Here is a 23684-nt window from a genome sequence, read left to right as displayed (position 1 = left end):
CGGGCTACGTGGAGGCTACTTGGCTCTGCCTGGCGGGTAATTGCCCAGCACTTGGCTCACGGTCTTCTGGATGGCGCTGTTGCGCTCATCGGGGCTGGGCGGGTAGTTGTTCATGATTTGCTCGGCACTGCCGCGCCAGACCAGCTTGCCGTCACGGCCGTCGAACATGTCGACCTGGATGGTCGCCACCTTGTAGTCGACGCTGCGGGTCTCGTTGTACATCGGCCCGCCCCAGTAACCCCCCCAATAGCCACCCCAGCCGCCGCCATAGTTGGTGGTGATCTGTTGCTGGCGCTGCTCGACGATCAGGTAGGCCCGCACCTTGAGGTCAGGCCGGGCATTGCCCTGGGCCGGGCGTAGGCCGCGCTGGTCAAGCTGGTCGGTGACGGCGGCGCGGATGCGCTGTTCGGTGAGGTCGCTCTTGATCCGTGGATCATCCGGGCGGTATTGCAGGCCCGGCTCCTGCCACGCCCAGCTGCGGTAGGCGGCGAAATCGCGGCTGGCGTCGAAATCCTGCTGGACGTTGTTGCTGGAGCAAGCCGCCAGCAAGAACGCGAATGACAGTAGAACGAGACGACGCAACATGATGGTTCTCCGTTAGGTGTTAACTGGGAGGATAGCCGCTGAGTGCCTTGTGTACCGATTCGCGCAAGGCGCTTTCGCGATCACGTGGCGAGCCTTTGTCGCTGCCGCTTTCCGCGCTCGCGCTCCACACCGGCTGGCCGTTGCGGGCATCGAACAGGTCGATGCGCACCACCATCACTTCAACTTCGTAGGTGCGCACGATCGGCACGCTGCCATAGGCGCCGTAGCCGTTGCGGTAGCCGCCGAAACCGACGCCACCGTAGGGGGACGGGCCGTAATACGGGTCGTAGTAGTCGTAATCACGTACCTGGCGTAAGCGCCGCTCCAGGCGCATGTCGGCACTCACCAGCAGGTCGCCGGCGGCGCCCCGGGCCGGGCGCAGGCCGTGCTGGTCGAGTGCGCCACTGACAGCGTCGGCCAGCTGCGCCGGGTCGGCATCGGCGGTACCACTTGGCAGCTGGCCGCCCCGCCAGCTCCAGCTGCGGTAGCGCCCATAATCGCGCGCCGGTGCCGGGTAGGCACTGGCGTCGAAGGTGGTAGCCGCTTGCGCGGGGGCGGGTGGTAGCGGGCGGCTGCTGGCAACGTAGGGGTTGCTGCCCTGGCAAGCGCAGAGGGCGAGCGGCAGCAAGGCCAGGCATAACAGGCGGTACGGCATGGATTCCTCCCGGCGGGCAGGTCAGCGGGGGCGGCACATCCAGTGCAGGTAGCGGCCCAGCCCGGCAAAGCTTGGGTGACGGCGGTGGGCCAGTTCCATTTCCAGCAAGTCGAGCAGTTCGGCCTTGGCCTGGAAGTCCTTGGGCATGTAGTCGTGGAACACTCTCACACCACTCTCGCTTTCGACTTGCCAGATAGGCTCAAGTTGCGCCTTGAGTTCACGCGGATCAAGCGGTTTTTGTGGGGTCAGGCTCTGCTTTTCACCTTCCAGGCGGTTGCTGCGCAGCTTGCGGAAATGGCCCTTGAGCAGGTTGCGATAAACCAGTGCGTCGCGGTTGTAGAAGGCCAGCGACAACCAGCCGCCGGGTGCGGTCAGCTGGTGCAGCACCGGCAGGATGCTTTCCGGCTCGGCCAGCCATTCGAGTACGGCGTGGCACAGCACCAGGTCGTAGGGCTCGGTAAGTTGGCCGAGCAAATCCTGCCATGGCGCCTGGATGAACGTGGCGGCCTGGCCGGCCTCAGCAAAGCGCGCGCGGGCGCCTTCAAGCATGGGGGCGGCAGGTTCTGCGAGGGTCACATGGTGGCCGCGCTGGGCCAGCCACAGGGCCATGTGGCCGAGCCCGGCACCGATGTCGAGGACCCGCAGTGGGCGGTCGGGCAGGGCTTCGGCCAGGTCGGCCTGCAGCACAGCCAGCCGGATGGCGCCCTTGGCACCGCCGTAGATTTTCTCGGCGAAGCGGGTGGCCAGCTCATCGAAATGACGGTCGTTCATCGGGCGAAACGCCTTTCAGTGTCGGCCAGCTTGGCCCGTACCACCTGCTCCATGTCCAGGCCCAGTTCGCTGCAGAGCAGCAACAGGTAGAGGACGACGTCACCCACCTCCTGCCCGGCGTGAGCGAGTTTGTCGTCAGGCAGCTGGCGCGATTGGTCTTCGCTGAGCCATTGGAAGATTTCCACCAGCTCGGCCATTTCGACGCTGGCGGCCATGGCCAGGTTCTTCGGGCTGTGGAAGCCGCGCCAGTCGTTGTTGTCACGGATCTGGTGCAGGCGTTTGGTGAGTTCTTGCAGGTTCATTGCGGGTCTCCTAGTGCCGCATAGCTTCGGTGGAGGCCTGTTGCAAAGCAAGTGGATTCGGGGCTGCGCAGCAGCCCTGGCCGTCAGAGCAAGGCCCATCTCCCGACCATGTGCAGCAGTTCGCCATGGCCATCCAGGCGCAGCTCACCCGTGGGGCCTGCCGCGCTGGCGCTCAACACAACCTCGGAAGGCAAGCGCACCGGCTTGCGAAAATCCACTTCGAAGGCATACCCGCTGTGCGGCAGGTGCCCGCCCAACGCGGCCAAGGCCATGGCCTTGCTCCACATGCCATGGGCAATCGCCTTGGGGAAGCCGAACAGCCGAGCGCTGGCGGCGCTCAGGTGAATCGGGTTGTAGTCGCCACAGACTTTGGCGTAGCGCCGGCCGATGTCGCTGTCGGCGTACCAACGCGTCGCTTCAGGCAATGGCGCCGGTTCGCGTTCTTCGTGCTCATCGGCTGAGCCCTCGAGTTTCAGGCCGCGTACCAGCATGCGGCTGGTTTCGCGCCACAGCAGGCCAAGGCCATCCTCAGCCTCGGTGATCAGGTCGAAGGTGCCGCCCTTGGTATGCGCCTGCAGGTTGTCGGCATACACCGCGAAGCGCAGCCCATCGATGCCGCCCAACGGGCGCAGCACTTCGATGCGGTTGTGCAGGTGCACCAGGCCGAGCAACGGGAAAGGGAAGTCGGGCGCCGTCAGCAATTGCAGTTGCAGGGTGAAGGCCATCACATGCGGGTAGGTGCCCGGCAGGCGGCCGTCCTCGGTAAAGTGGCAGAGCCGCCGGTAGGCTGCGAGGTTGTCGGGCTGCACGCGAATGAAACAGCGCAGGCCATCTGTTGGCAGCGTGTTGCCGCTGATCTTGCGTTTGCTGGCCGCGCGCAGGTAAAGGCTGGCGCGCGAGTCGGGGCTGTTCAGGTCGTGCCATTGCCGGTTCATGCTCAAGCCCCCATCAATGCCTGGCCACAAACACGCAGTACCTGGCCGGTGACCGCGCCTGAATCGGGCTGGCTCAGCCAGGCGATGGCTTCGGCGACATCCTGCGGGCGACCGCCCTGACCCAGCGAACTGAGGCGCCGCCCAGCTTCGCGCAGGCCCATTGGCATGGCGGCAGTCATGTGGGTTTCGATAAACCCGGGTGCCACGGCATTGATGCTGCCACCGCGCTCGGCGAGTTTCGGCGCCCAGGCTTGCGCAAAACCGATCAGCCCGGCCTTGCTCGCGGCGTAGTTGGCCTGGCCGCGGTTGCCAGCGATGCCGCTCACCGAGGCCAGCAGCGTGATACGAGCGTTCTCGCCCAGCGCGCCGCCATCGTACAGTGCCTGGGTCAGCACCTGAGGGGCCTTGAGGTTGACGGCCATGACCGCGTCCCAGTATTCCGGGGTCATGTTGGCGAGGGTCTTGTCACGGGTGATGCCGGCGTTGTGCACGACGATGTCGATGCCGCCGGGCAAGGCTTGAAGCAACTTTGCCGCGGCATCGCCGGCGCAGATATCCAGGCCCAGCGCTTTTCCGCCCAGGCGGGCGGCGAGGGCGTCGAGGTCTTGCTGGGCTTGTGGCACGTCAAGCAGCATCACCTCGGCGCCATCCCGGGCCAGGGTTTCGGCAATGGCGGCACCGATACCACGTGCTGCACCGGTTACCAGTGCGCGTCGGCCCGCGAGCGGACGGGTCCAGTCTTCGACTTGGCTGGCGCAGGCCTGCAGGCGCAATACCTGGCCAGAAATGAATGCACTCTTGGGCGAAAGGAAGAAGCGCAAGGCCCCTTCAAGCTGCTCATCCGCGCCCTCGGCGACATACAACAGTTGCGCGGTTGCGCCATTACGCAATTCCTTGGCCAATGAGCGGGTGAAGCCTTCCAGCGCACGTTGGGCGACACTGGCCAGCGGCTCGTCAATGCCTTCGGGTGCGCGGCCGAGGATCACGATATGCGCGCTGGGCGCCAGGCTGCGGAGCAAGGGTTGGAAGAATTCGCGCAACTGCTTCAGCTCGTCGCTGTCGGACAAATGACTGGCATCGAACACCACCGCCTTGAGTTTGGGCCCCAGGCCAGCGACCCAGGCAGGCGCTTGCAGGCTTTCGCCATTGAAGCTGTAGATTTCATCGGTCAGGCGCGGGGCGATGGCTTCGACTTGGGTTGCCAAAGGGCCTCCGCCGATGACCAGTGCGCCCTCCACCGGGCGCAGGCGGCCGGCCTGCCAGCGCTCCAGCGGCGCCGGGCTTGGCAGCCCGAGGGCATCGACGAGGCGGCGGCCGAGGTTGGAGTTGGCAAAGTCGAGATAGCGGTCGCTCATGTGCGGGTCTCCCTGAAGGCAAGCATTGAAGTGTGGACCAACTTTGTGGCGGGGTCGTTCGAATGCAGCAAAAACACCTAGGCTTTGTACGGAAAGTGCCTGCGCGACGATCATGCTGCGTTGAAAACAGGCTCGGAATGCTCATTTGCAACCAGCAAACTCCGCTTCCTCGCCTGTTTTCGCCTTGCCTGATCGCCGCTCGGCGACTTTCCGTACAAACCCAAGGCTATTCGGATCGAATTGTTTAAGGAGGAATCTACGCATGCGTTCACTTCGCCGGGTCGCGATTCTGGGCGGCAACCGAATCCCTTTCGCCCGTTCCAACGGCGCTTACGCCACCGCCAGCAACCAGGCGATGCTCACCGTTACGCTGGAAGGGTTGATCGAGCGTTACCGCTTGCACGGGCTGCGCCTGGGCGAGGTGGTCGCGGGCGCGGTGCTCAAGCACTCGGGCGACATGAGCCTCACCCGCGAATGCGTCCTGGGCTCGCGCCTGTCGCCGCAGACGCCGGCCTACGACATCCAGCAGGCCTGTGGGACGGGACTGGAGGCGGCGCTGCTGGTGGCCAACAAGATTGCCCTGGGGCAGATCGACAGCGGCATCGCCGGTGGCGTTGACACCACGTCAGATGCGCCAATCGCCGTTAATGAGGGGCTGCGGCGCATCCTGTTGCAGGCTAACCGTGGCAAGGCCTTGAGCGAGCGGCTCAAGCCGTTCCTGCAACTGCGCCCCGGCCACCTGAAGCCCGAGCTACCCCGCAATGGCGAGCCGCGTACCGGGTTGTCGATGGGCGAACATTGCGAGCGCATGGCGCAAACCTGGCAGATCGGCCGCGCCGAACAGGATGAGTTGGCGCTGCTCAGCCACCAGCACCTGGCGGCGGCGTATGCCGAGGGCTGGCAGGACGACCTGCTCACACCGTTTATGGGCCTTACCCGCGACAACAACCTGCGGCCGGACCTGACGCTCGAGCAACTGGGCAAGCTCAAACCTTCTTTCGACCGTAGCGGCCTGGGCACGTTGACAGCGGGCAACTCCACACCACTTACCGACGGCGCTTCGCTGGTGCTGCTGGGCACCGAGCAATGGGCTCAGGCTCAGGGCTTGCCGGTGCTGGCCTACCTGGTCGATGGCGAAACCGCAGCAGTGGACTTCGTCAAAGGCCAGGAGGGGCTGCTGATGGCGCCGGTCTACGCCGTGCCGCGGCTGCTGGCGCGCAATGGCCTGAGCCTGCAGGACTTCGATTACTACGAGATCCACGAAGCCTTCGCTGCCCAGGTGCTGTGCACGCTCAAGGCTTGGGAAGACGCCGATTACTGCCGTGAACGGCTGGGGCTGGATGCCCCGCTTGGCGCGATTGACCGCAGCAAGCTGAACGTGAAGGGCAGCTCGCTGGCCGCCGGGCACCCGTTTGCGGCCACCGGTGGGCGAATTTTGGCCAACCTGGCCAAGCTGTTGGCGACGTCAGGGAAGGGCCGCGGGCTGATTTCGATCTGCGCGGCAGGCGGCCAAGGGGTGACGGTAATCGTCGAGCGGTGAGCCCCTGACGGCCTGCAGTGGTAGGCTTGTCTGCTCACAACTACAAGAATTGTCTATGTCGAGTATCGGACAGCCGCGCGCTATTCCTGCCCTGGACCACCTGCCCAGGGCACTCTACGCCCGGGCCGAGAGCTTGGGGGCAGGGTCGTGGACCACGCGTCATAGCCATGACTGGGTGCAGTTTTCCTACGCCATCAGTGGCGTATTGGGTGTGTACACCCGTGACGGCAGTTACTTCGCACCGCCGCAGTGGGGGGTGTGGATCCCGGCCGATGCCGAACATGAAGTGCTGACGTCCGGGCAGGCTGAAATGCGCAGCCTGTATGTCCGCCGTGATGCGTGCCCGTGGGCGCCGGCGCAATGCCGGGTGCTGGAGGTCACGCCGCTGGCGCGCGAATTGATCAAGGCGTTCTGCCTGTTCCCGGCGGATTACCCGGAGGATGACAGTGACGAAGCGCGCCTGGTTGCGGTGCTGCTCGACCAACTGCGGACGCTGCCAGAGGTGGGCTTTTCGCTTCCGTTACCGCGCCATCCTGGGCTGCTGGCACTGTGCAATGGCCTGATCGCTGCGCCGGATCAGGTGCAGACCTTGCAACAGTGGGCACGGGAACTGGGGTGCTCGGAGAAGACCCTGATGCGGCTGTTCCAGCGTGAAACCGGGTTGAGTTTCCGTAACTGGCGCCAGCGCATGCGGCTGTTGTCGTCGCTGGCGTTGCTGGAGGCGGGGGAGAGCGTGACCGATGCGGCGTTGGGCTGTGGGTATGATTCGACTTCAGCTTACATTGCCGCTTTCAAGCAGATGTTTGGCTCAACCCCGGGCGAGCTGAAATTGTAGCGTTGGCTGCACTGGGCTCATCGCCGGCAAGCCGGCTCCTACAGGTACAGCGCGGGCCTGAAGGCTTGTGCAGTACCTGTAGGAGCCGGCTTGCCGGCGATGGGGTCAGTATTGGCAACCGATCAGGTACGGAAGCGCCGCACCAGCGAATCCAGCTCATTCGACAACCCCGCCAGGCTCTGCGAATCCTGCCGCGCCGCCTGGGCCAGCTCGGCCACCAGCTGCGCATCGCCGTGAATCTGGCTGATATGGCGGTTGATGTCCTCGGCCACCTGGTGCTGTTCCTCCGCCGCCGTGGCGATCTGCGTGTTCATGTCGCGGATGATGTCCACCGATTCGCGGATCTGGCCAAAGCTGTCGCGGGCCAGGCCAATGCGGCTGACCGACTGCTGCGACACTTCGAGGCTGGCGTGCATCTGCTGGGCCACTTCGGCGGTGCGGCTGGCCAGGTTGCCCAGCAGGCCATCGATCTCGGCGGTGGAGTCGGCAGTGCGCTTGGCCAGGGCCCGCACTTCGTCGGCGACCACGGCAAAGCCACGGCCCTGTTCGCCCGCGCGGGCGGCCTCGATGGCGGCATTCAGCGCCAGCAGGTTGGTCTGTTCGGCAATCGAGCGGATGGTGCCGAGGATCGACTGAATGGCATTGCTGTCACGCTCAAGTTGCTGGATCGACTGCGCTGACTGTTCGATCTCCTGGCTCAGCCGATCAACGCTGTTCACCGCTGCATCGATCTGTTGCTGGCCTTCCCGGGCCTGCTGTTGGCCGCTGTCTGCCGACTGCGCGGCTTGGCTGCAGGAGCGGGCGACTTCGTTGGCGGTGGCGACCATTTCGTGGAAGGCGGTGGATACCATGTCTACGGCTTCACGCTGGCGCCCGGCAGCCTCGGCCATGTCGCCGGACACCCGGGTGGAGCTGGTGGAGGTTGCGAGGATCTTGCTGGCGGCCGAGCCGATGTGTTGGATCAGGCTGCGGATGGCACCAAGGAACTGGTTGAACCAGCTGGCCAGTTGCGCGGTTTCGTCACGGCCGCGCACTTCGAGGTTGCGGGTCAGGTCGCCTTCGCCCTGGGCGATGCCCTCGAGGCCGCTGGAGACACTGTTGATGGGGCGCACGATGAGCTTGGCGAACGCCGCGCCGACCACGGCAAACAGGGCAGCGAGGATGAGCGCGATACTGCCGACCAGCCAGGTCAGGCGGGTGGTGGTCTGCATCACCTCGCCTTGTTGGATCAGGCCAATGAAGGTCCAGCCGAGTTTCTCGTCGGGGTAGACGTTGGCCATGTAGCGCACCCCGCCGAGGTCGACTTCAACCAGGCCTTTACCGGCCTTGGCCAGCTCCGCATAACCGTCACCAAAGCTGGCCAGCTGTTTGAAGTTGTGGCTGGCATCGCGCGGGTCGACCATCACGTTGCCGTTGTTTTCCATGAGGATCAGATAGCCGCTTTCGCCCAGTTTGATCTGCTGGACGATCTCGGTCAGGCCCTTGAGCGACACATCGATGTTGACCACGCCACCGGGGTTGCCGAGCTGATTGGCGACGGAGCGCACGGTGCTGACCAGCACGGCATCATCGCCTGCCCAGTAGTAAGGCGCTGTGCGCAGGGTCTTGCCGGGGTTGGCCATGGCGGCCTGGTACCACGGGCGGGTGCGCGGGTCGTAGTTGCTCATGCTCGGGTCGCCGGGCCAGAACGCGTAACCACCGTCCTTCAGGCCGTAGGACACGTAGGCGTAGTCAGGGTGGCTGGTGGCCAGGCGGGTGAACAGTTCGAACAGCGCTTTGTCTTGCTCGCCGGGGGCAATCTGCGCGGCGTCGGCGCTGATGTGCTTCTTGATGGTCCCGCCGGCACCTGTAACCTGCGGCAGGCTGGCCAGGTAATCGACGTTTTGCGTGATCCCCTGGAAGAACAGGTTCATCGCATTGCTGACCTGGCGGATTTCCCGGCTGCTGCTGTCGAGGAATCCTTCGCGGGCTTCACCGCGCAAATTGATGACCACCAGCGTGGCCACAAGGACGATGGGCAACGCGGCGATCACCGCGAAGGCCCAGGTCAGTTTCTGTTTGATGTTCATCGACGCTCCCGGAATTTATTTTTTTCGACACGCGAGGCAGGTATTTCTGCATCGGCAGCGTCCGGGATTTTTTGAGCGAAAATGCCCGTATTTATTGGGCAAAGTCGGGTTTGGCGACTATTCGGTCGGCTTAAGGCTAATATGGCATACCAAAAAGCTGATTCCGTGCTCAATGCGTCAGTGGCAGCACTCGCCTCCGTTTGCCAGGTCTTTGAGAATCGGGCAGTCGGGCCGATCATTGCCTTTGCAGTGGGCAACCAGCTCAGCCAGCGTGTCGCGCAGGCTGACCAGCTCCTCGATACGCCGGTTCAGCTCATCGATGTGCTGCAAGGCCAGCGCCTTGACGTCGGCACTGGCGCGTTGCCGGTCCTGCCACAGGGTGAGTAATTTGCCGACCTCTTCCAGCGAAAACCCCAGGTCGCGGGAGCGTTTGATGAACGCCAGGCTGTGCAGGTCTTGCGCCTGGTACAGGCGGTAGCCGCTGTCGCTGCGGGTGGCCGGCTTGAGCAGGCCGATGGACTCGTAATAGCGGATCATCTTGGTGCTGAGCCCGCTGCGGCGGGCGGCCTGGCCGATGTTCATTGCTCCTCCTGCTGGGTGCTGGACGGTTTCCAGGTTTTCAACCACAGGGCATTGCTTACCACGCTGACACTGGACAGCGCCATGGCGGCGCCGGCCAGCACCGGGTTGAGGTAACCCAGCGCGGCCAAAGGGATGCCGATCAGGTTATAGATGAACGCCCAGAACAGGTTCTGGCGGATTTTCGCGTAGGTTTTGCGGCAGATTTCCAGGGCGGCCGGCACCAGGCGCGGATCGCCACGCATCAGGGTGATGCCGGCGGCCTGCATGGCCACATCGGTGCCACCGCCCATGGCGATGCCTATGTCGGCGGCGGCCAAGGCCGGGGCGTCGTTGATACCATCGCCCACCATCGCCACCACGCCGCCCTTTTTCAGTTCGGCCACGGTGGCGGCTTTGTCGGCGGGCAATACTTCGGCGTGCACATCATCGATACCGAGGCTATCGGCCACCACGTTGGCGCTGCCGCGGTTGTCCCCGGTCAGTAGGTGGCTGCTGATATGTTGTGCGTGTAGAGCGGCAATCGCCTGATCGGCGCCGGGCTTTAAGCTGTCACCGAAGGCGAACAGGCCGAGAACGCGTGGCTGCGCGCCACGTTCGATCAGCCACGACAGGGTGCGGCCTTCGGCTTCCCAAGCCTGAGCCAGGGTGGCCAGGTCGCCAGGTTGCAGGCCGCTTTCGTCTAGCAGGCGGCGGTTGCCTAGCGCTAGCTCGCGGCCTTCCACCTGGCCTGCGATGCCTCGGCCGGTGAGTGACTGGCTGTCGGCCACGGTTGGAACGTTCAGGCCCTGCTCGCTGCAGGCATCCAGTACGGCCTTGGCCAGGGGATGTTCGCTGCCGCGTTGCAAAGCGCCGGCCAGGCGATGCAGCTCGCCGCTGTCATCCACCACTGCCTGGCTGTGGACCACGCGCGGGCTGCCGGAGGTGAGCGTGCCGGTCTTGTCGAACACTACACGGTTCACCGCATGGGCACGCTCCAGTACCTGCGCATCCTTGATCAGAATGCCATGGCGCGCGGCCACCCCGGTGCCAGCCATGATCGCTGCAGGTGTGGCCAGGCCAAGGGCGCAGGGGCAGGCAATGACCAGCACGGCGACGGCATTGATCAGCGCGGTCTCCAGCGCTGCACCCGCCAGCCACCAGCCAATCAGCGTGAGCAATGCAACGATGAGTACGGCCGGGACGAACACCTGGCTGACCCGGTCCACCAGTTTCTGGATCGGTGCCTTGGCTGCCTGAGCATCTTCGACCAGGCGGATGATCCGCGCCAGCACGGTCTCGGTACCCAAAGCCTGGGTGCGCACCAACAGCCGGCCTTCACCGTTGATGGCGCCACCGGTCACACTGTCACCTGGTTGCTTGGGCACCGGCAGGCTCTCGCCGCTGATCAGGGCTTCGTCAGCGTGGCTGCTGCCTTCTTCCACTTTGCCATCGACCGGAAAGCGCTCCCCGGGCTTGACCAGCACCAGATCTCCCAGCTGCAACCGTGCAATCGCGACGTCTTCCTCGCGGCCATCGACCAGCCTGACGGCCCGCTCGGGGCGCAGTGCTTCGAGGGCGCGTATGGCACTGGCGGTCTGGCGCTTGGCTCGGCTTTCCAGGTATTTGCCCAGCAGCACCAGGGCGATGACCACCGCCGACGCCTCGAAGTACAGGTGCGGGGCCATGCCGGCAGGGGCCTGGGCCCACTGATACAGGCTCAGGCCATACCCGGCACTGGTGCCCAGTGCCACCAGCAGGTCCATGTTGCCGGTACCTGCGCGCACCGCCTTGTAAGCTGCCACATAGAAGCGTGCGCCAAGGATGAACTGCACCGGCGTGGCCAGGAGAAACTGTACCCAGGCGGGCAACATCCAGTGCAGGCCAAACGGCTGCACCAGCATCGGCAGCACCAGTGGCATGGCCAGCACCAGGGCGGCGCCAACCGCCAGGCGTTCCTTGCGCAGGCGGCGGAGTACTTGCTGTTGTTGGTCTTTGTCGGGCTGCGGCAGGCTGGCGCTGTAGCCGGCCTTTTCCACCGCGCTGATCAGCAGGTTGTCATCCAGAGCCTGTAGCACCTCAAGGTGGGCGCGTTCGTTGGCCAGGTTGACACTGACCTGCTCAACCCCTGCCAGCTTGCCGAGGGCGCGCTCGACACGGCCGACGCAGCTGGCGCAGGTCATGCCGCCGATCTGCAACTCGACGCCCCGGGTTGGTACGCCGTAGCCGGCGCTGCGCACGGCATCGACCAGGGCGGGCAAGCTGTCGGCCGGGGCTTGGACCCGGGCCTGTTCGGTGGCGAGGTTGACGCTGACGTGTTCAGCGCCGCTGACTTTGCGCAGAGCGCGTTCGACGCGGCCAGCACAGCTGGCGCAGGTCATGCCGGAAATCGGCAGGTCGAAAACGGTGGATGCGGACATGGCTCTCCTCCTTGGACAGGCCACCAGCATCAACCTTGCCATGTGGGGAAGGTCAATACTCCAGATTGGCGCGTCTGAGCTCCAGCCCATTGTGGCCCATGGCAATGCGGTATTTGTTGATCTGACCCGCCTGCAGCGTCAGGCGCGTGCTGCGCTGGTCCTCGATGCCGGGGGCGCAACCCGGCATCTGCCCGGGCAGCAAGCGCAAGCGCACGTCGATTGGGCCGGGCGGCAGGTTGAACGAGGTCGACTGCTCCTGGAACAGGCGCCCGGAAAGCTGATCGTTGAGGTACACGCCGATTTCGCAACTGGTGGCCACTTCCAGACGTTCCCGCGAAATGATCAGCACGCTGTAGTCCGAGTTGCCCTCGGCACTGGCCGGAGGCACAACCGCCAGCGCGGTCATTAGCCCGGCAACGCCCACTGCTGCCCTGAACATGAAGAATCTCCTGCTTGCCAAATCGTCAATGGCGCAGCTTGGCCGAGGTTTGCGCGGATTTCCAGCCCGGCCGTTCAACGCAGAACTTGACCTTGCCCCGGTGGCAAGCTTGAAACTGCGTAAAATCCCTAAGGAGGCAACACCCATGCAAGCGTTCAATGTTCAAGGCATGACCTGCGGCCATTGCGTGAAAGCGGTGACCCGTGCGGTGCAGGAACAGGATGTGAATGCTCAGGTGGAGGTCGACCTGGCTGGCAAGCAAGTGCGTGTACAAAGCGCGCTGCCGGCCGAGCAGCTGCTGGCGGCAATCCGTGAAGAAGGTTATGAGGCCGAACAGGCTTGAGCGTGAAGGGGCCGCACGTCGGCCCCTAGTTTGTTGCAAATGTTTTCATGCTGATGGCGCCCACTGCAGGTAGACTTGTGCGCTTGCTTAGCCTGCTATGGATTCCTGATGAACCTGCGAATGGTGCTGATCCTGGGCGCATTGAGTGCGTTCGGGCCGTTGGCGATCGACTTCTACCTGCCTGCCTTCCCGGCGATGGCGCAGGCGTTCGCCACCGATGAAAAACACGTACAAACCACGTTGGCCGCCTACTTCCTGGGCCTGTCCCTCGGGCAGTTGGCCTACGGCCCGGTAGCCGACCGCTTTGGCCGGCGCATACCGCTGCTGTTTGGTGTAGCGCTGTTCACCCTGGCCTCGCTGGCGTGCGCCTACGCCCCCAGCCTCGACACGTTGATCGTGGCGCGCTTTGTCCAAGCCTTGGGTGGGTGTGCCGGGATGGTGCTGTCGCGGGCGATCGTCAGCGACAAGTGCGACCCGGTGGCCTCGGCCAAGGTGTTCTCGCAGCTGATGCTGGTCATGGGGCTGGCGCCGATTCTCGCGCCGATGCTGGGTGGTGTGCTGGTGAACCTGGCCGGCTGGCAGTCGATCTTCCTCACCTTGAGCTTGTTCAGCGCCGCCTGCCTGGTCGCGATCGGCCTGGGGCTGCCGGAGAGTTTGCCCGCGCATATGCCACGCCAGCCACTTTCAGGCGCATTGCGCCAGTACCTGCGGCTGCTGGCTGATCGGGTGTTCGTTGGGCATGCCTTGACCGGGGGAATTGCCATCGCCGGGATGTTTGCCTACATCGCCGGTTCGCCTTTCGTATTCATCAAGCTCTATGGCGTACCGGCCGAGCATTACGGCTGGTTGTTCGGCACCAACGCAGCGGGCTTCATTCTGGTGGCGCAAATCAATGCACGCCTGCTGGCCAAGCGTGGCCCGGCGTTCCTGCTGGTGCGCGCAGTCTGGTTGTACCTGGCGGCAGGGTTGGTGTTGCTGGGTGTTGCAGCGCTGCGCCCGGCGCACCTGTGGCCACTGCTGGTGCCGCTGTTTGTCTGCATCTCAAGCCTCGGCTGCATCATCCCCAACGCGTCGGCCTGCGCCATGAGTGGCCAGGGCGCACGCGCAGGCAGTGCCTCTGCACTCATGGGTTGCCTGCAGTTCAGCGTCGCGGCCGGGGCGGCAGCGTTGGTCGGCCTGCTGCACGACGGCAGTGCGGTACCCATGACCTTGGTCGTCAGCCTGTGTGGGGCACTGGTGGTCAGTGTCGCGCTGTTGACCCACCGTTTGCAGGCCAGGCGTCTGGCATGAGGGTATGGGGGGCCTGTAGGCGGGCCTCCAGGGTGACCACGAAGGCGCGCGCTTCGGCCTCGCTGCGGAAACTCACAACATGCTGGTCGAGCCGGACCTGCCAGGGGCAGTTGGGGTTACGGTTCGACGCACTGACGACAATCTTCATCGCGGCATACCTCCGAATGGGGGGAGAGCGGACCTAGTGTAGCGCTGTGGCCACGTGGCGCCATGGCCGGCGTGAGCGTCCTGACTGGCGGTCGGGGCGCTTGTCCGCGAGTAGTGTCAGCCGTATCCAGGTGCAATGTCTGGATACGTGTAGAAGGTTCGCTTTTGTTTGCGCTATTTAAGGAACGAGGCTGTCGGCAGAGTCGCTGGCCGCGTGGGGCCATTCTTCCTGATGCGGTGTTTCTTCCCTTACACCTCTCGGTTCCTGCCTGTTTTCGGGACCAGCGGCCAAACCGTGCGCCGGTTCGAACCCCGTGAGGGTGGTCATACCCATTCCACTTCAACACAGCAAGCCGGTGGGGCAGCTGCCGGAGTGCCCATTCGTGCGGCTTATACTTACCCCGGTGCCAGGCTCCCAGCTGCTGGGATGGCTACCGTCGTTGCCAGGCTTTGCCATTGGAAATCAGATGTGATCTTGCAGGGAGTTGAAGGACATGAGTGCAGTCAGCAGTATCAGTCAGATTGCCGGCCTGATGGCCGACCCCAAGCGCAGCGCGATGTTGTGGGCGCTCATCGATGGCATGCCGCGACCAACCGATGAGCTGGCGATGATAACGGGGCTGACCTCATCGTCAGCCTGCGCGCATCTGTCGTTGTTGTCTTCTGCAGGTTTGCTCAGGCTCGAAGCGCGGGGCCGCAAGCGCTACTTCAGGCTGGCAACGCCCCAGGTGGGGGCTGCAGTCGAAGCGTTGGCCAGCGTACAGCTGGGAGGCGAAAAAGGGGGGCAGGCGACGCCGCTGCAGATGCCGATGTCGATGCGCCGGGCCCGCCGCTGTGGTGATCATCTAGGCGGCGAACTGGCGGGTGAACTGTATCACCGCCTGGTGGTGGCAGGCTGGCTGGAGGGCGGCGTGCAGCAGATGATGGTCAGTGACGAGGGACGGACGCAGTTGGCCAGCATCGGCGTTTACATCGATGCGCTGGCACCCCGTCAGCGAAAAGGCTGCGTGATTTGCCACTGCAATGAGTGGAGCGATCAGGGGCCGCATCTAGGCGGAAGCCTGGGGCAGGCGTTGCTCAGGTTGTTCCTGCAGTCGGGCTGGATACGCGAGGCCGACAACACGCGGGCGTTGCAGATATCGGCCTTGGGTATTCAGCAGATCAACCGCATTGCCCGCGTGCCGACGTTGCAGGTGGGGTGACCGCAACGCCGTGCCCCGGTCAGACCAGGCGTGCGTCCAGGCTGTTCTGCGCCAGGCGACGAGCCTGGTCTTCGGTCATGCCCAGGTGGGTGTGCAGGGCATGGAAGTTCTCGGTGACGTAGCCGCCAAAGTAGGCCGGGTCGTCAGAGTTGACCGTAACCTTCACGCCGCGCTCAAGCATGTCGAGGATGTTGTGCTGGCTCATGTGATCGAACACGCACAGTTTGGTGTTGGACAATGGGCAGACGGTGAGGGGGATCTGCTCGTCGATGATGCGTTGCATCAGGCGCTCGTCTTCGATGGCGCGCACGCCATGGTCGATGCGCTTGATCTTGAGCAGGTCGAGGGCTTCCCAGATGTACTCGGGTGGGCCTTCCTCACCGGCGTGGGCCACCGCCACGAAACCTTCGCTGCGGGCGCGGTCGAAGACGCGCTGGAACTTGCTGGGCGGGTGACCTTTTTCAGAGCTGTCCAGGCCGACGGCAATGAAGGCGTCGCGGAAGGGCAGGGCCTGGTCGAGGGTCTTGTGCGCTTCGTCTTCGCTGAGGTGGCGCAGGAAGCTGAGGATCAGGCCGCTGCTGATGCCCAGTTGTTCACGCCCATCCTTGAGTGCCTGGTTGATGCCGTTAAGTACCACTTCGAACGGGATGCCACGGTCCGTGTGGGTTTGCGGGTCGAAGAACGGTTCGGTGTGGATGACGTTCTGCGCCTTGCAACGCTGCAGGTAGGCCCAGGTCAGGTCGTAGAAGTCCTGCTCGGTGCGCAACACGTCCGCGCCCTGGTAATAGAGGTCGAGGAATTCCTGCAGGTTGTTGAAGGCATAGGCGCTGCGCAGCGCTTCGACGTCATTCCAGGGCAGGGCTATCTTGTTGCGCTCGGCCAGGGCGAACAGCAGCTCGGGCTCAAGCGAGCCTTCGAGGTGCAGGTGCAGTTCGGCCTTGGGCAGGGCGTTCAACCATTCATACATAGTGGGTGTTCTCGAATCAGGTACGGTTGCCGCCATTCTACAGGGCCTGGCCAGGCATTGCGCCCGGACAGGCCCTGGAATGCGTCAACCACTGATCAGTTGCACGTCACCAGGTCAGGGCCTCGCCCTTGTAGTTGATGAAACGCAGGCCGCCGTTGCCGCTCTGGGCGTTGATCTGTTCAAGCAGGCCACGGGTACTGGTGAGTACATCGATTTCCGCATTCTCGCCGCCCATGTCGGTCTGCACCCAGCCCGGGTGCATGGCCAGCACGCAGAGGTCGGGGCGCTGCAGGTCGACCACGAAGCTGTTGATCATGGAGTTCAGGGCGGCTTTGCTGGCTTTGTACAGGCAGATCTCGCCACCATCGGGGATGGTCACGCTGCCCAGGATCGAACTCATGAACGCCAGCACACCGGACCCTTCACGAACCTGGCCAGCCAGGCGGCGGGCTACGCGGATCGGGGCTACGGCATTGGTCATGAACAGGTCGCCGATGTCGCTGCGTTGCACGGTTTCCAGGTCTTGTGGCAGGGGGCCCATGACCCCGGCATTGACGAACACCAGGTCGAATACCTCACCGTGCACGCGCTGCTTCAGGCCGTCGAGCTGAGCGGTGTCATTCATTTCCAGCTGTTCGATGCGTACACCTGGCACATCTTTCAGTGCGCCGGGGCTCTGTGGGTCGCGCACCGTGGCAATGATGTTCCAGCCATCTTCGTTCAGGCGTTGCACCAGGCCCAGGCCAAGCCCGCGGGAGGCGCCGATGATGAGGGCAGTTCTTGAGGTTGCCATTGGAACCTTCCTTTATCGGTTCAGGAAAAAGAAATTCAGCATACTTCAGGCGGGCTGAATGCGCCTGTATTCACGATTGATTAAAAAACGATCAGTTACGATTTGCCGTGCGCAGACGGGCGCTTCGCTTGTTGGCTAACGGGTTATCCACAGCCTGATCCACAGTTAATGTGCGCAAGCTGCGCTGAAGCCCTGTCGGATGCTGATTGCCGGATTGGGGATAACTTTCGATGGCTCAGTGCGTTACGGCTGTCATCAAACAGTGATCAAAATATGCTCAATGCATTGCAGGCCATGTTATACGTGGCCTGCAGAGGGTTGCCCCAAGCTTATCCACAGCCAGGCCCACAGCAGTTGTGTGCAACCTTCAGCAGGCCTGCAGCAGAATGCGGCCGCGGCTGAGGTCAGCAAGCTGCTGTTGCAGAGCGCTGATGAAGGCCTCGCCCACGGCTATCTGCAGGTCAACCCCGTTGGCGGTGAACTGCTCATCCAGCACCAGCCCATCGATTTCCGCCAAACGCAGTTTGACCAAGGCCAGCTCACTGAAGCTGCAGCTGCAGCGGTATTCGCTGCGTTGCACCAACAGCCTTTTCGGCCCCTGTTGCAAGCATTTGTTGGCGCCACCGCCGTAGGCGCGAGCCAGGCCGCCGGTGCCCAGCTGGATACCGCCATACCAGCGGATCACCAGTACCACCACCTGGTCGCAGTCCTGGGCTTCGATGGCCGCAAGGATCGGCCGCCCGGCCGTGCCGCCAGGTTCGCCATCATCGTTGCTGCGGTATTGCCCGCCCAGTTTCCAGGCCCAGCAGTTGTGCGTGGCGGCGAGGTCGCTGTGCTGTTCGATGAAGCTCATCGCCTCGGCTGCACTGGATATGGGGCCGGCGAGGGTAATGAAACGGCTCTTGCGGATTTCCTCGCGAAATTCGCAGAGGTCGAGCAGGGTAGAAGGCATATATAGATGTCAGGCACTCGGCGCGATGCCGCACCCCTTGAGGATGATGTGGATAAGGTTGTTGCTCGCGTCTTCCATGTCTTGCTTGGTCAGGCGGCTGCGGCCGGTGACCTGGCAGATCTGGGTGGCGAAGTCGGCGTAGTGCTGGGTGCTGCCCCATAGCAGGAAGATCAGGTGCACCGGGTCGACCGGGTCCATCTTGCCGGCGTCGATCCAGGCCTGGAACACTGCGGCCCGGCCTCGGAACCACTCGCGGTAGTCGGCACTGAAATACTCGGTCAGGCAGGTGCCACCGCTGATCACCTCCATTGCGAAGATCCGTGAGGCTTGGGGGTTGCGCCTGGAGAACTCCATTTTGGTGCGGATGTATTCGCTCAGCGCCGCACCGGGGTCGTCCTCCACGCTCAAGGCGTTGAAGGTGCTGTCCCACAGTTCGATGATGTTACTCAGCACGGCGATATAGAGCCCGAGCTTATTGGTGAAGTAGTAATGCAGGTTGGCCTTGGGCAAGCCGGCCTTCAGCGCGATAGTGTTCATGCTGGTGCCCTTGAAGCCATGGCGGGCGAACTCGTCTTCGGCGGCCTGGATGATGGCCTGTTCGTTCTTCTGGCGGATGCGGCCGGCGGGCTTGCCCGAGGCGGAAAGGCGATGCGCAGGGACTTCTAAGGTCATGGACGATTCCGTACAGGTCTGTGGCAACGGATGTCGGACAAGATTACCTGCCTGCGCTCACGTGACAAGCATTAGCGTCACAAGCAGGCATCAGCGTGTCGCTGCCAGGCTTTCGAGGAAGCTTTCCAGCACCAAATTCGGTCGACGCCCCTTGCGGGTTACCCAGCTCAGGCTCAGGTCGTAGAAGCGTTGGGCAGGCTTGAGCGCGCGCAGGCGGCCTTGCTGCACCCAGAAGCTTGCGTAGTGGTCGGGCAGGTAGCCGATGTAACGGCCGGTGAGAATCAGAAACGCCATGCCTTCGCGGTCGGAGGCACTGGCAGTGCAGTTGAGCGCCTGGTAGTGCGCCTGAATATCAGCGGGCAGGCGGAATGTCGGGGCGATCGCTTCCTGGTCGTTGAGGCGTTCATCGTCGATTTGCTGGTCGTCGGCATAGAACAGCGGGTGGCCGACCGCGCAGTAGAGCAACGAGCGTTCGCTGTACAACGGTTGGTACTCGAGGCCGGAAAGCGGGCTGGTCTGCGGGACCACCCCAACATGCAGGCTGCCGTCCAGCACGCCCTGCTCGACCTGGCTGGGCGCGATCATGCGGATGTGGATACGCACATCCGGGCCGCGGTCCTTGAGTTCGGCCAGGGCGTGGGTGATGCGCATGTGCGGCAGGGTCACCAGGTTGTCGGTCAGGCCGATGTTCAGCTCACCACGCAAGTGCTGATGCAGCCCGTTCACCTCGGTGCGGAACGACTCCAGCGCGCCGAGCAGTTGCAGCGCCGAATGGTAGACCTCGCGGCCTTCCTCGGTCAGCGAGAAGCCCGCGCGGCCACGCTGGCACAGGCGCAGGCCCAAGCGTTGCTCAAGGTCGTTCATCTGCTGGCTGATGGCCGAACGGCCGATGCCAAGCACGTTCTCGGCGGCCGAAAAACCGCCGCATTCAACGACGCTGCGGTAAATTTTCAGCAGGCGGATGTCGAAATCACTGACTTGAGCGAGAGGGTCGGGGCGTCGGCTCATATGTTTAGTCTTGCGCTACCTGAAGATTAGAAATGTAGGCTTTTTCAGACTTTATCTGCGTGCCAATTTAGCTGCAACAACATCCATCGTTGCCTAATCGTCTCCCGAGGAACCGCCGATGAACATGCCCGAAACCGCCCCCGCCGGTATCGCCAGCCAGCTCAAGCTGGACGCGCACTGGATGCCTTACACCGCCAACCGCAATTTCCATCGCGACCCACGCCTGATCGTGGCGGCCGAAGGTAACTACCTGGTCGACGACAAGGGGCGCAAGATCTTCGATGCCCTGTCGGGGCTGTGGACCTGTGGCGCCGGGCATACCCGCAAGGAAATTGCTGATGCAGTCACGCGTCAGCTGAATACCCTGGACTACTCCCCGGCCTTCCAGTTCGGCCATCCGCTGTCGTTCCAGCTAGCGGAAAAGATCACCGCGCTGACCCCGGGCGACCTGAACCACGTCTTCTATACCAACTCCGGTTCCGAGTGTGCCGACACCGCGCTGAAGATGGTCCGTGCCTACTGGCGCCTGAAGGGCCAGGCCACCAAGACCAAGATCATTGGCCGCGCCCGTGGTTACCACGGGGTGAACATCGCCGGTACCAGCCTGGGTGGCGTCAACGGCAACCGCAAGATGTTCGGCCAGCTGCTGGATGTCGACCACCTGCCGCACACCGTGCTGCCGGTGAACGCTTTCTCCAAGGGCCTGCCGGTAGAGGGTGGCATCGCCTTGGCTGATGAGATGCTCAAACTGATCGAACTGCACGATGCTTCGAACATCGCCGCGGTGATCGTCGAGCCGCTGGCGGGTTCAGCGGGTGTGCTGCCGCCGCCGAAGGGTTACCTGAAGCGCCTGCGTGAAATCTGCACCCAGCACAATATTCTGCTGATCTTCGACGAAGTGATCACCGGGTTCGGCCGCATGGGCGCCATGACCGGCGCCGAAGCCTTCGGCGTCACCCCGGACCTGATGTGCATCGCCAAGCAGGTCACCAACGGCGCCATCCCGATGGGCGCCGTGATCGCCAGCAGCGAGATCTACCACACCTTCATGAACCAGCCGACCCCGGAATACGCCGTGGAATTCCCACACGGCTATACGTATTCGGCTCACCCGGTTGCCTGCGCCGCCGGTATTGCCGCGCTAGACCTGCTGCAGAAGGAAAACCTGGTGCAGTCGGCTGCCGAGCTGGCACCGCACTTCGAGAAGCTGCTGCACGGCGTCAAGGGCACCAAGAACGTTGTCGACATTCGCAACTACGGCCTGGCCGGCGCGATCCAGATCGCTGCCCGCGATGGCGATGCCATCGTCCGTCCGTACGAAGCTGCGATGAAACTTTGGCAAGCCGGCTTCTATGTCCGCTTTGGTGGTGACACCCTGCAATTCGGCCCAACCTTCAATACCCAGCCGCAAGAACTCGACCGCCTGTTCGATGCGGTCGGTGAAGCGCTGAACAAGGTCGACTGACCGTTCCGAATTTGACGTAAGGCGTGTGAGCCGATTACGCGCCAGCCTCAACCTCTTTATCTGGAGTTTTGCATGAGCATTGTTCAGCACCTGATTCACGGCGAGCTGGTTACCAAAGGTGAGCGCACCGCCGATGTCTTCAACCCGTCCACTGGCCAGGCGGTACGCAAGGTCGAGCTGGCGAGCCGCGCGACCGTGCAGGAAGCGATCGATTCGGCCAAGGCGGCCTTCCCGGCCTGGCGCAACACCCCACCGGCCAAGCGCGCCCAGGTGATGTTCCGCTTCAAGCAATTGCTGGAGCAGAACGAAGCACGTATTTCGCAAATGATCAGCGAAGAGCATGGCAAAACCATCGAAGACGCTGCAGGTGAACTGAAGCGCGGCATCGAGAACGTCGAGTTCGCCTGCGCAGCGCCTGAAGTGCTGAAGGGCGAGTACAGCCGCAACGTCGGCCCGAACATCGACGCCTGGTCCGACTTCCAGCCACTGGGCGTGGTCGCTGGCATCACCCCGTTTAACTTCCCGGCCATGGTCCCGCTGTGGATGTACCCATTGGCCATTGCCTGCGGTAACGCTTTTATTCTGAAACCGTCCGAGCGCGACCCGAGCTCGACCTTGTACATTGCTCAGCTGCTGCTGGAGGCTGGCCTGCCTAAGGGCATCCTCAACGTGGTGCATGGCGACAAGGAAGCCGTGGACGCGCTGATCGAGGCACCGGAAGTGAAGGCCCTGAGCTTCGTCGGTTCGACCCCGATCGCCGAGTACATCTACGCCGAAGGCACCAAGCGCGGCAAGCGTGTCCAGGCACTGGGCGGCGCCAAGAATCATGCAGTGCTGATGCCCGATGCCGACCTGGACAACGCCGTCAGTGCTTTGATGGGGGCCGCGTACGGTTCGTGCGGCGAGCGTTGCATGGCCATTTCCGTTGCGGTGTGCGTAGGTGACCAGGTAGCCGATGCGCTGATTGCCAAGCTGGAACCGCAGATCAAAGCGCTGAAAATTGGTGCCGGTACCTCTTGTGGCCTGGACATGGGCCCGTTGGTAACTGCCGCTGCCCGTGACAAGGTGGTCGGCTACATCGACGACGGCGTTGCTGCTGGCGCCAAGCTGGTGGTGGATGGGCGTGGTTTCCGTGTGGCAGGCAATGAAGATGGCTATTTCGTGGGTGGCACCCTGTTCGACAAGGTGACCCCTGAGATGCGCATCTATAAAGAAGAGATTTTCGGCCCTGTGCTGTGCGTAGTGCGGGTGAACAGCCTGGAGCAAGCCATGCAGTTGATCAATGATCACGAGTACGGCAACGGTACCTGCATCTTCACCCGCGATGGCGAAGCCGCGCGGCTGTTCTGCGACGAGATCGAAGTGGGCATGGTCGGCGTCAACGTACCGCTGCCGGTGCCGGTGGCGTACCACAGCTTTGGCGGTTGGAAGCGCTCGCTGTTTGGCGACCTGCATGCCTATGGCCCGGACGGGGTGCGCTTCTATACCCGTCGCAAGGCGATCACCCAGCGTTGGCCGCAGCGGGCCAGCCATGAGGCGTCGCAATTTGCGTTCCCTAGCCTTTAAGGCATGAGGAGAAGCGGGGAGGCCGAAAGGCCTCCCCGTTTTGTTTTTTATGGTGGGGCTGAGGGGTGCTTGGCTTGGGGGATACGGCGCCCTTGAGATCGAGCGCCGCCCGCGCGGCGCATCGCGGATAAATCCGCTCCTACATTTGTTGCAACGTGCCGTTCCAGACAGGCCATGGTTGTCCGCTTTGGCGCATGGCTGAAGACGGGTGGGGCGGCGCTAGAGCGCCAGCCGAAATATCGCGCCGTGCCAACAAGGCTGACAACTATGGCCTAGTCAGGCCATGGCACGTTGCAACAAATGTAGGAGCGGCTTTAGCCGCGATGCGCCGCGCGGGCGGCGCTCGATCTTATAGGCGCTGAATGTGTTGTGGCGGGCACCTGGTGGCCTTGATACGGCCTTCGCCTGGAATATTTCAAATACCTGAAATTAACCCTTGACCCATTTCCAGATCCCCTTATAATGCGCCCCACTTCCAGCGACATCGGAACGACAAACTCCTTGAGATTCAATGAGTTAAGTAGTTAAGGTGGTGCTGAAAGGGCTACGATCGAATGATCGCAAGCGGTTGAAATGGTGATTGACAGCGCTTCTAAACGCTGTATGATTCACCTCCCGCTATGAGAGATCGCAGCGAGTTAAGTGTTTGAAGCTAAACGAGTTTCTCGGTAAAAACTTCAAAATAAACGCTTGACAGGCTCTGGGGAAAGCGTATAATGCGCGCCTCGGTTGAGGCGAAAAGCTCTTAACCAAACGCTCTTTAACAAATTGAATCAAGCAATTCGTGTGGGTGCTTGTGAGTACGGACTGATAGT

At 63.0% G+C, this 23684-nt stretch carries 23 protein-coding genes and 1 pseudogene; 7 read left to right on the top strand and 17 right to left on the bottom strand.

What is annotated here, in order from left to right; translation table 11 throughout:
• Positions 1 to 15: 15 nt before the first annotated feature.
• From ACFY68_RS00120 to ACFY68_RS00095, 6 genes are all read right to left on the bottom strand, one after another.
• Complete coding sequence (locus tag ACFY68_RS00120) at positions 16 to 585, bottom strand: DUF4136 domain-containing protein (RefSeq protein ID WP_387522403.1); 570 nt, start codon at positions 583 to 585, stop codon at positions 16 to 18.
• A gap of 19 nt (positions 586 to 604) precedes the next feature.
• On the bottom strand, positions 605 to 1240 hold the full coding sequence (locus ACFY68_RS00115) for a DUF4136 domain-containing protein (protein ID WP_387522401.1): 636 nt from the start codon (positions 1238 to 1240) through the stop codon (positions 605 to 607).
• A gap of 21 nt (positions 1241 to 1261) precedes the next feature.
• Positions 1262 to 2011, bottom strand: a complete 750-nt coding sequence (locus ACFY68_RS00110) for a methyltransferase domain-containing protein (RefSeq protein ID WP_387522399.1) — start codon at positions 2009 to 2011, stop codon at positions 1262 to 1264.
• A complete protein-coding gene (locus ACFY68_RS00105) occupies positions 2008 to 2313 on the bottom strand; it encodes a MazG-like family protein (RefSeq protein WP_387522397.1) in 306 nt (101 codons plus the stop codon). The genes ACFY68_RS00110 and ACFY68_RS00105 overlap by 4 nt, the downstream gene beginning before the upstream one ends.
• Positions 2314 to 2396: 83 nt before the next feature.
• Positions 2397 to 3248: a MaoC family dehydratase gene (locus ACFY68_RS00100; protein ID WP_387522395.1), complete on the bottom strand. Its 852-nt coding sequence runs from the start codon at positions 3246 to 3248 to the stop codon at positions 2397 to 2399.
• Between the two features lie 2 nt (positions 3249 to 3250).
• The gene (locus ACFY68_RS00095; RefSeq protein WP_387522393.1) at positions 3251 to 4603 is read right to left on the bottom strand and encodes a 3-oxoacyl-ACP reductase; all 1353 of its coding nucleotides are present in this window, start codon (positions 4601 to 4603) and stop codon (positions 3251 to 3253) included.
• 262 nt (positions 4604 to 4865) lie between these two features.
• On the opposite strand from ACFY68_RS00095, the gene ACFY68_RS00090 reads away from it, so the two are divergent.
• Positions 4866 to 6143 (top strand): acetyl-CoA C-acetyltransferase, encoded by a 1278-nt coding sequence (locus tag ACFY68_RS00090; protein WP_387522391.1) that lies wholly within the window; start codon positions 4866 to 4868, stop codon positions 6141 to 6143.
• 55 nt (positions 6144 to 6198) lie between these two features.
• Positions 6199 to 6978: an AraC family transcriptional regulator gene (locus ACFY68_RS00085; RefSeq protein WP_387522390.1), complete on the top strand. Its 780-nt coding sequence runs from the start codon at positions 6199 to 6201 to the stop codon at positions 6976 to 6978.
• A 122-nt stretch (positions 6979 to 7100) separates the two neighbouring features.
• Here the strand turns inward: ACFY68_RS00085 and ACFY68_RS00080 are convergent, their stop codons facing one another.
• The 5 genes and pseudogenes from ACFY68_RS00080 to ACFY68_RS00060 all read right to left on the bottom strand — a co-directional run bounded on the left by ACFY68_RS00080 (position 7101) and on the right by ACFY68_RS00060 (position 12464).
• Positions 7101 to 7829 (bottom strand): methyl-accepting chemotaxis protein, encoded by a 729-nt coding sequence (locus tag ACFY68_RS00080; RefSeq protein ID WP_387523009.1) that lies wholly within the window; start codon positions 7827 to 7829, stop codon positions 7101 to 7103.
• Between the two features lie 129 nt (positions 7830 to 7958).
• Positions 7959 to 8891 (bottom strand): annotated as a pseudogene (locus ACFY68_RS00075) (cache domain-containing protein); the annotation flags it as partial.
• A gap of 333 nt (positions 8892 to 9224) precedes the next feature.
• Positions 9225 to 9629 (bottom strand): Cu(I)-responsive transcriptional regulator, encoded by a 405-nt coding sequence (cueR, locus tag ACFY68_RS00070; protein WP_387522388.1) that lies wholly within the window; start codon positions 9627 to 9629, stop codon positions 9225 to 9227.
• Complete coding sequence (locus ACFY68_RS00065) at positions 9626 to 12025, bottom strand: heavy metal translocating P-type ATPase (protein WP_387522386.1); 2400 nt, start codon at positions 12023 to 12025, stop codon at positions 9626 to 9628. The genes cueR and ACFY68_RS00065 overlap by 4 nt, the downstream gene beginning before the upstream one ends.
• A gap of 52 nt (positions 12026 to 12077) precedes the next feature.
• Positions 12078 to 12464, bottom strand: a complete 387-nt coding sequence (locus ACFY68_RS00060) for a hypothetical protein (RefSeq protein WP_346614715.1) — start codon at positions 12462 to 12464, stop codon at positions 12078 to 12080.
• A gap of 145 nt (positions 12465 to 12609) precedes the next feature.
• On the opposite strand from ACFY68_RS00060, the gene ACFY68_RS00055 reads away from it, so the two are divergent.
• Positions 12610 to 12807, top strand: a complete 198-nt coding sequence (locus tag ACFY68_RS00055) for a heavy-metal-associated domain-containing protein (RefSeq protein ID WP_387522384.1) — start codon at positions 12610 to 12612, stop codon at positions 12805 to 12807.
• Positions 12808 to 12915: 108 nt separating this feature from the next.
• Positions 12916 to 14097, top strand: a complete 1182-nt coding sequence (locus tag ACFY68_RS00050) for a multidrug effflux MFS transporter (RefSeq protein WP_387522382.1) — start codon at positions 12916 to 12918, stop codon at positions 14095 to 14097.
• Here the strand turns inward: ACFY68_RS00050 and ACFY68_RS00045 are convergent.
• Complete coding sequence (locus ACFY68_RS00045) at positions 14048 to 14245, bottom strand: hypothetical protein (RefSeq protein ID WP_387522380.1); 198 nt, start codon at positions 14243 to 14245, stop codon at positions 14048 to 14050. The genes ACFY68_RS00050 and ACFY68_RS00045 overlap by 50 nt on opposite strands.
• Before the next feature lie 493 nt (positions 14246 to 14738).
• On the opposite strand from ACFY68_RS00045, the gene ACFY68_RS00040 reads away from it, so the two are divergent.
• On the top strand, positions 14739 to 15446 hold the full coding sequence (locus ACFY68_RS00040) for a helix-turn-helix transcriptional regulator (RefSeq protein WP_346614711.1): 708 nt from the start codon (positions 14739 to 14741) through the stop codon (positions 15444 to 15446).
• A gap of 19 nt (positions 15447 to 15465) precedes the next feature.
• Here ACFY68_RS00040 and ACFY68_RS00035 read toward each other — a convergent pair whose 3' ends face one another.
• The 5 genes from ACFY68_RS00035 to ACFY68_RS00015 all read right to left on the bottom strand — a co-directional run bounded on the left by ACFY68_RS00035 (position 15466) and on the right by ACFY68_RS00015 (position 19838).
• The gene (locus ACFY68_RS00035; RefSeq protein ID WP_387522378.1) at positions 15466 to 16413 is read right to left on the bottom strand and encodes an adenosine deaminase; all 948 of its coding nucleotides are present in this window, start codon (positions 16411 to 16413) and stop codon (positions 15466 to 15468) included.
• Positions 16414 to 16519: 106 nt separating this feature from the next.
• Positions 16520 to 17206, bottom strand: coding sequence for an SDR family oxidoreductase (locus ACFY68_RS00030; RefSeq protein WP_387522376.1), 687 nt, complete (start codon positions 17204 to 17206; stop codon positions 16520 to 16522).
• 367 nt (positions 17207 to 17573) lie between these two features.
• On the bottom strand, positions 17574 to 18158 hold the full coding sequence (locus ACFY68_RS00025) for an IMPACT family protein (protein ID WP_387522374.1): 585 nt from the start codon (positions 18156 to 18158) through the stop codon (positions 17574 to 17576).
• Positions 18159 to 18167: 9 nt separating this feature from the next.
• Positions 18168 to 18830 carry a TetR/AcrR family transcriptional regulator gene (locus ACFY68_RS00020; protein WP_346614707.1) on the bottom strand — a complete coding sequence of 221 codons (663 nt, stop codon included), beginning with the start codon at positions 18828 to 18830 and terminating at the stop codon, positions 18168 to 18170.
• 90 nt (positions 18831 to 18920) lie between these two features.
• Complete coding sequence (locus tag ACFY68_RS00015; RefSeq protein ID WP_387522372.1) at positions 18921 to 19838, bottom strand: LysR family transcriptional regulator; 918 nt, start codon at positions 19836 to 19838, stop codon at positions 18921 to 18923.
• A gap of 118 nt (positions 19839 to 19956) precedes the next feature.
• Here ACFY68_RS00015 and ACFY68_RS00010 point away from each other — a divergent pair, with 118 nt between their 5' ends.
• Both ACFY68_RS00010 and ACFY68_RS00005 read left to right on the top strand, forming a co-directional pair.
• Complete coding sequence (locus tag ACFY68_RS00010) at positions 19957 to 21303, top strand: aspartate aminotransferase family protein (RefSeq protein ID WP_387522371.1); 1347 nt, start codon at positions 19957 to 19959, stop codon at positions 21301 to 21303.
• A gap of 72 nt (positions 21304 to 21375) precedes the next feature.
• Positions 21376 to 22869 carry a CoA-acylating methylmalonate-semialdehyde dehydrogenase gene (locus ACFY68_RS00005; RefSeq protein ID WP_346614704.1) on the top strand — a complete coding sequence of 498 codons (1494 nt, stop codon included), beginning with the start codon at positions 21376 to 21378 and terminating at the stop codon, positions 22867 to 22869.
• Positions 22870 to 23684: the final 815 nt, after the last annotated feature.

The organism is Pseudomonas sp. NPDC012596, assembly GCF_042902325.1.
In the GTDB taxonomy this organism is placed as follows: Bacteria; Pseudomonadota; Gammaproteobacteria; order Pseudomonadales; family Pseudomonadaceae; genus Aquipseudomonas.
Note: the sequence above shows the minus strand (reverse complement) of the source record. Positions and strands in the feature narration are given on the sequence as shown.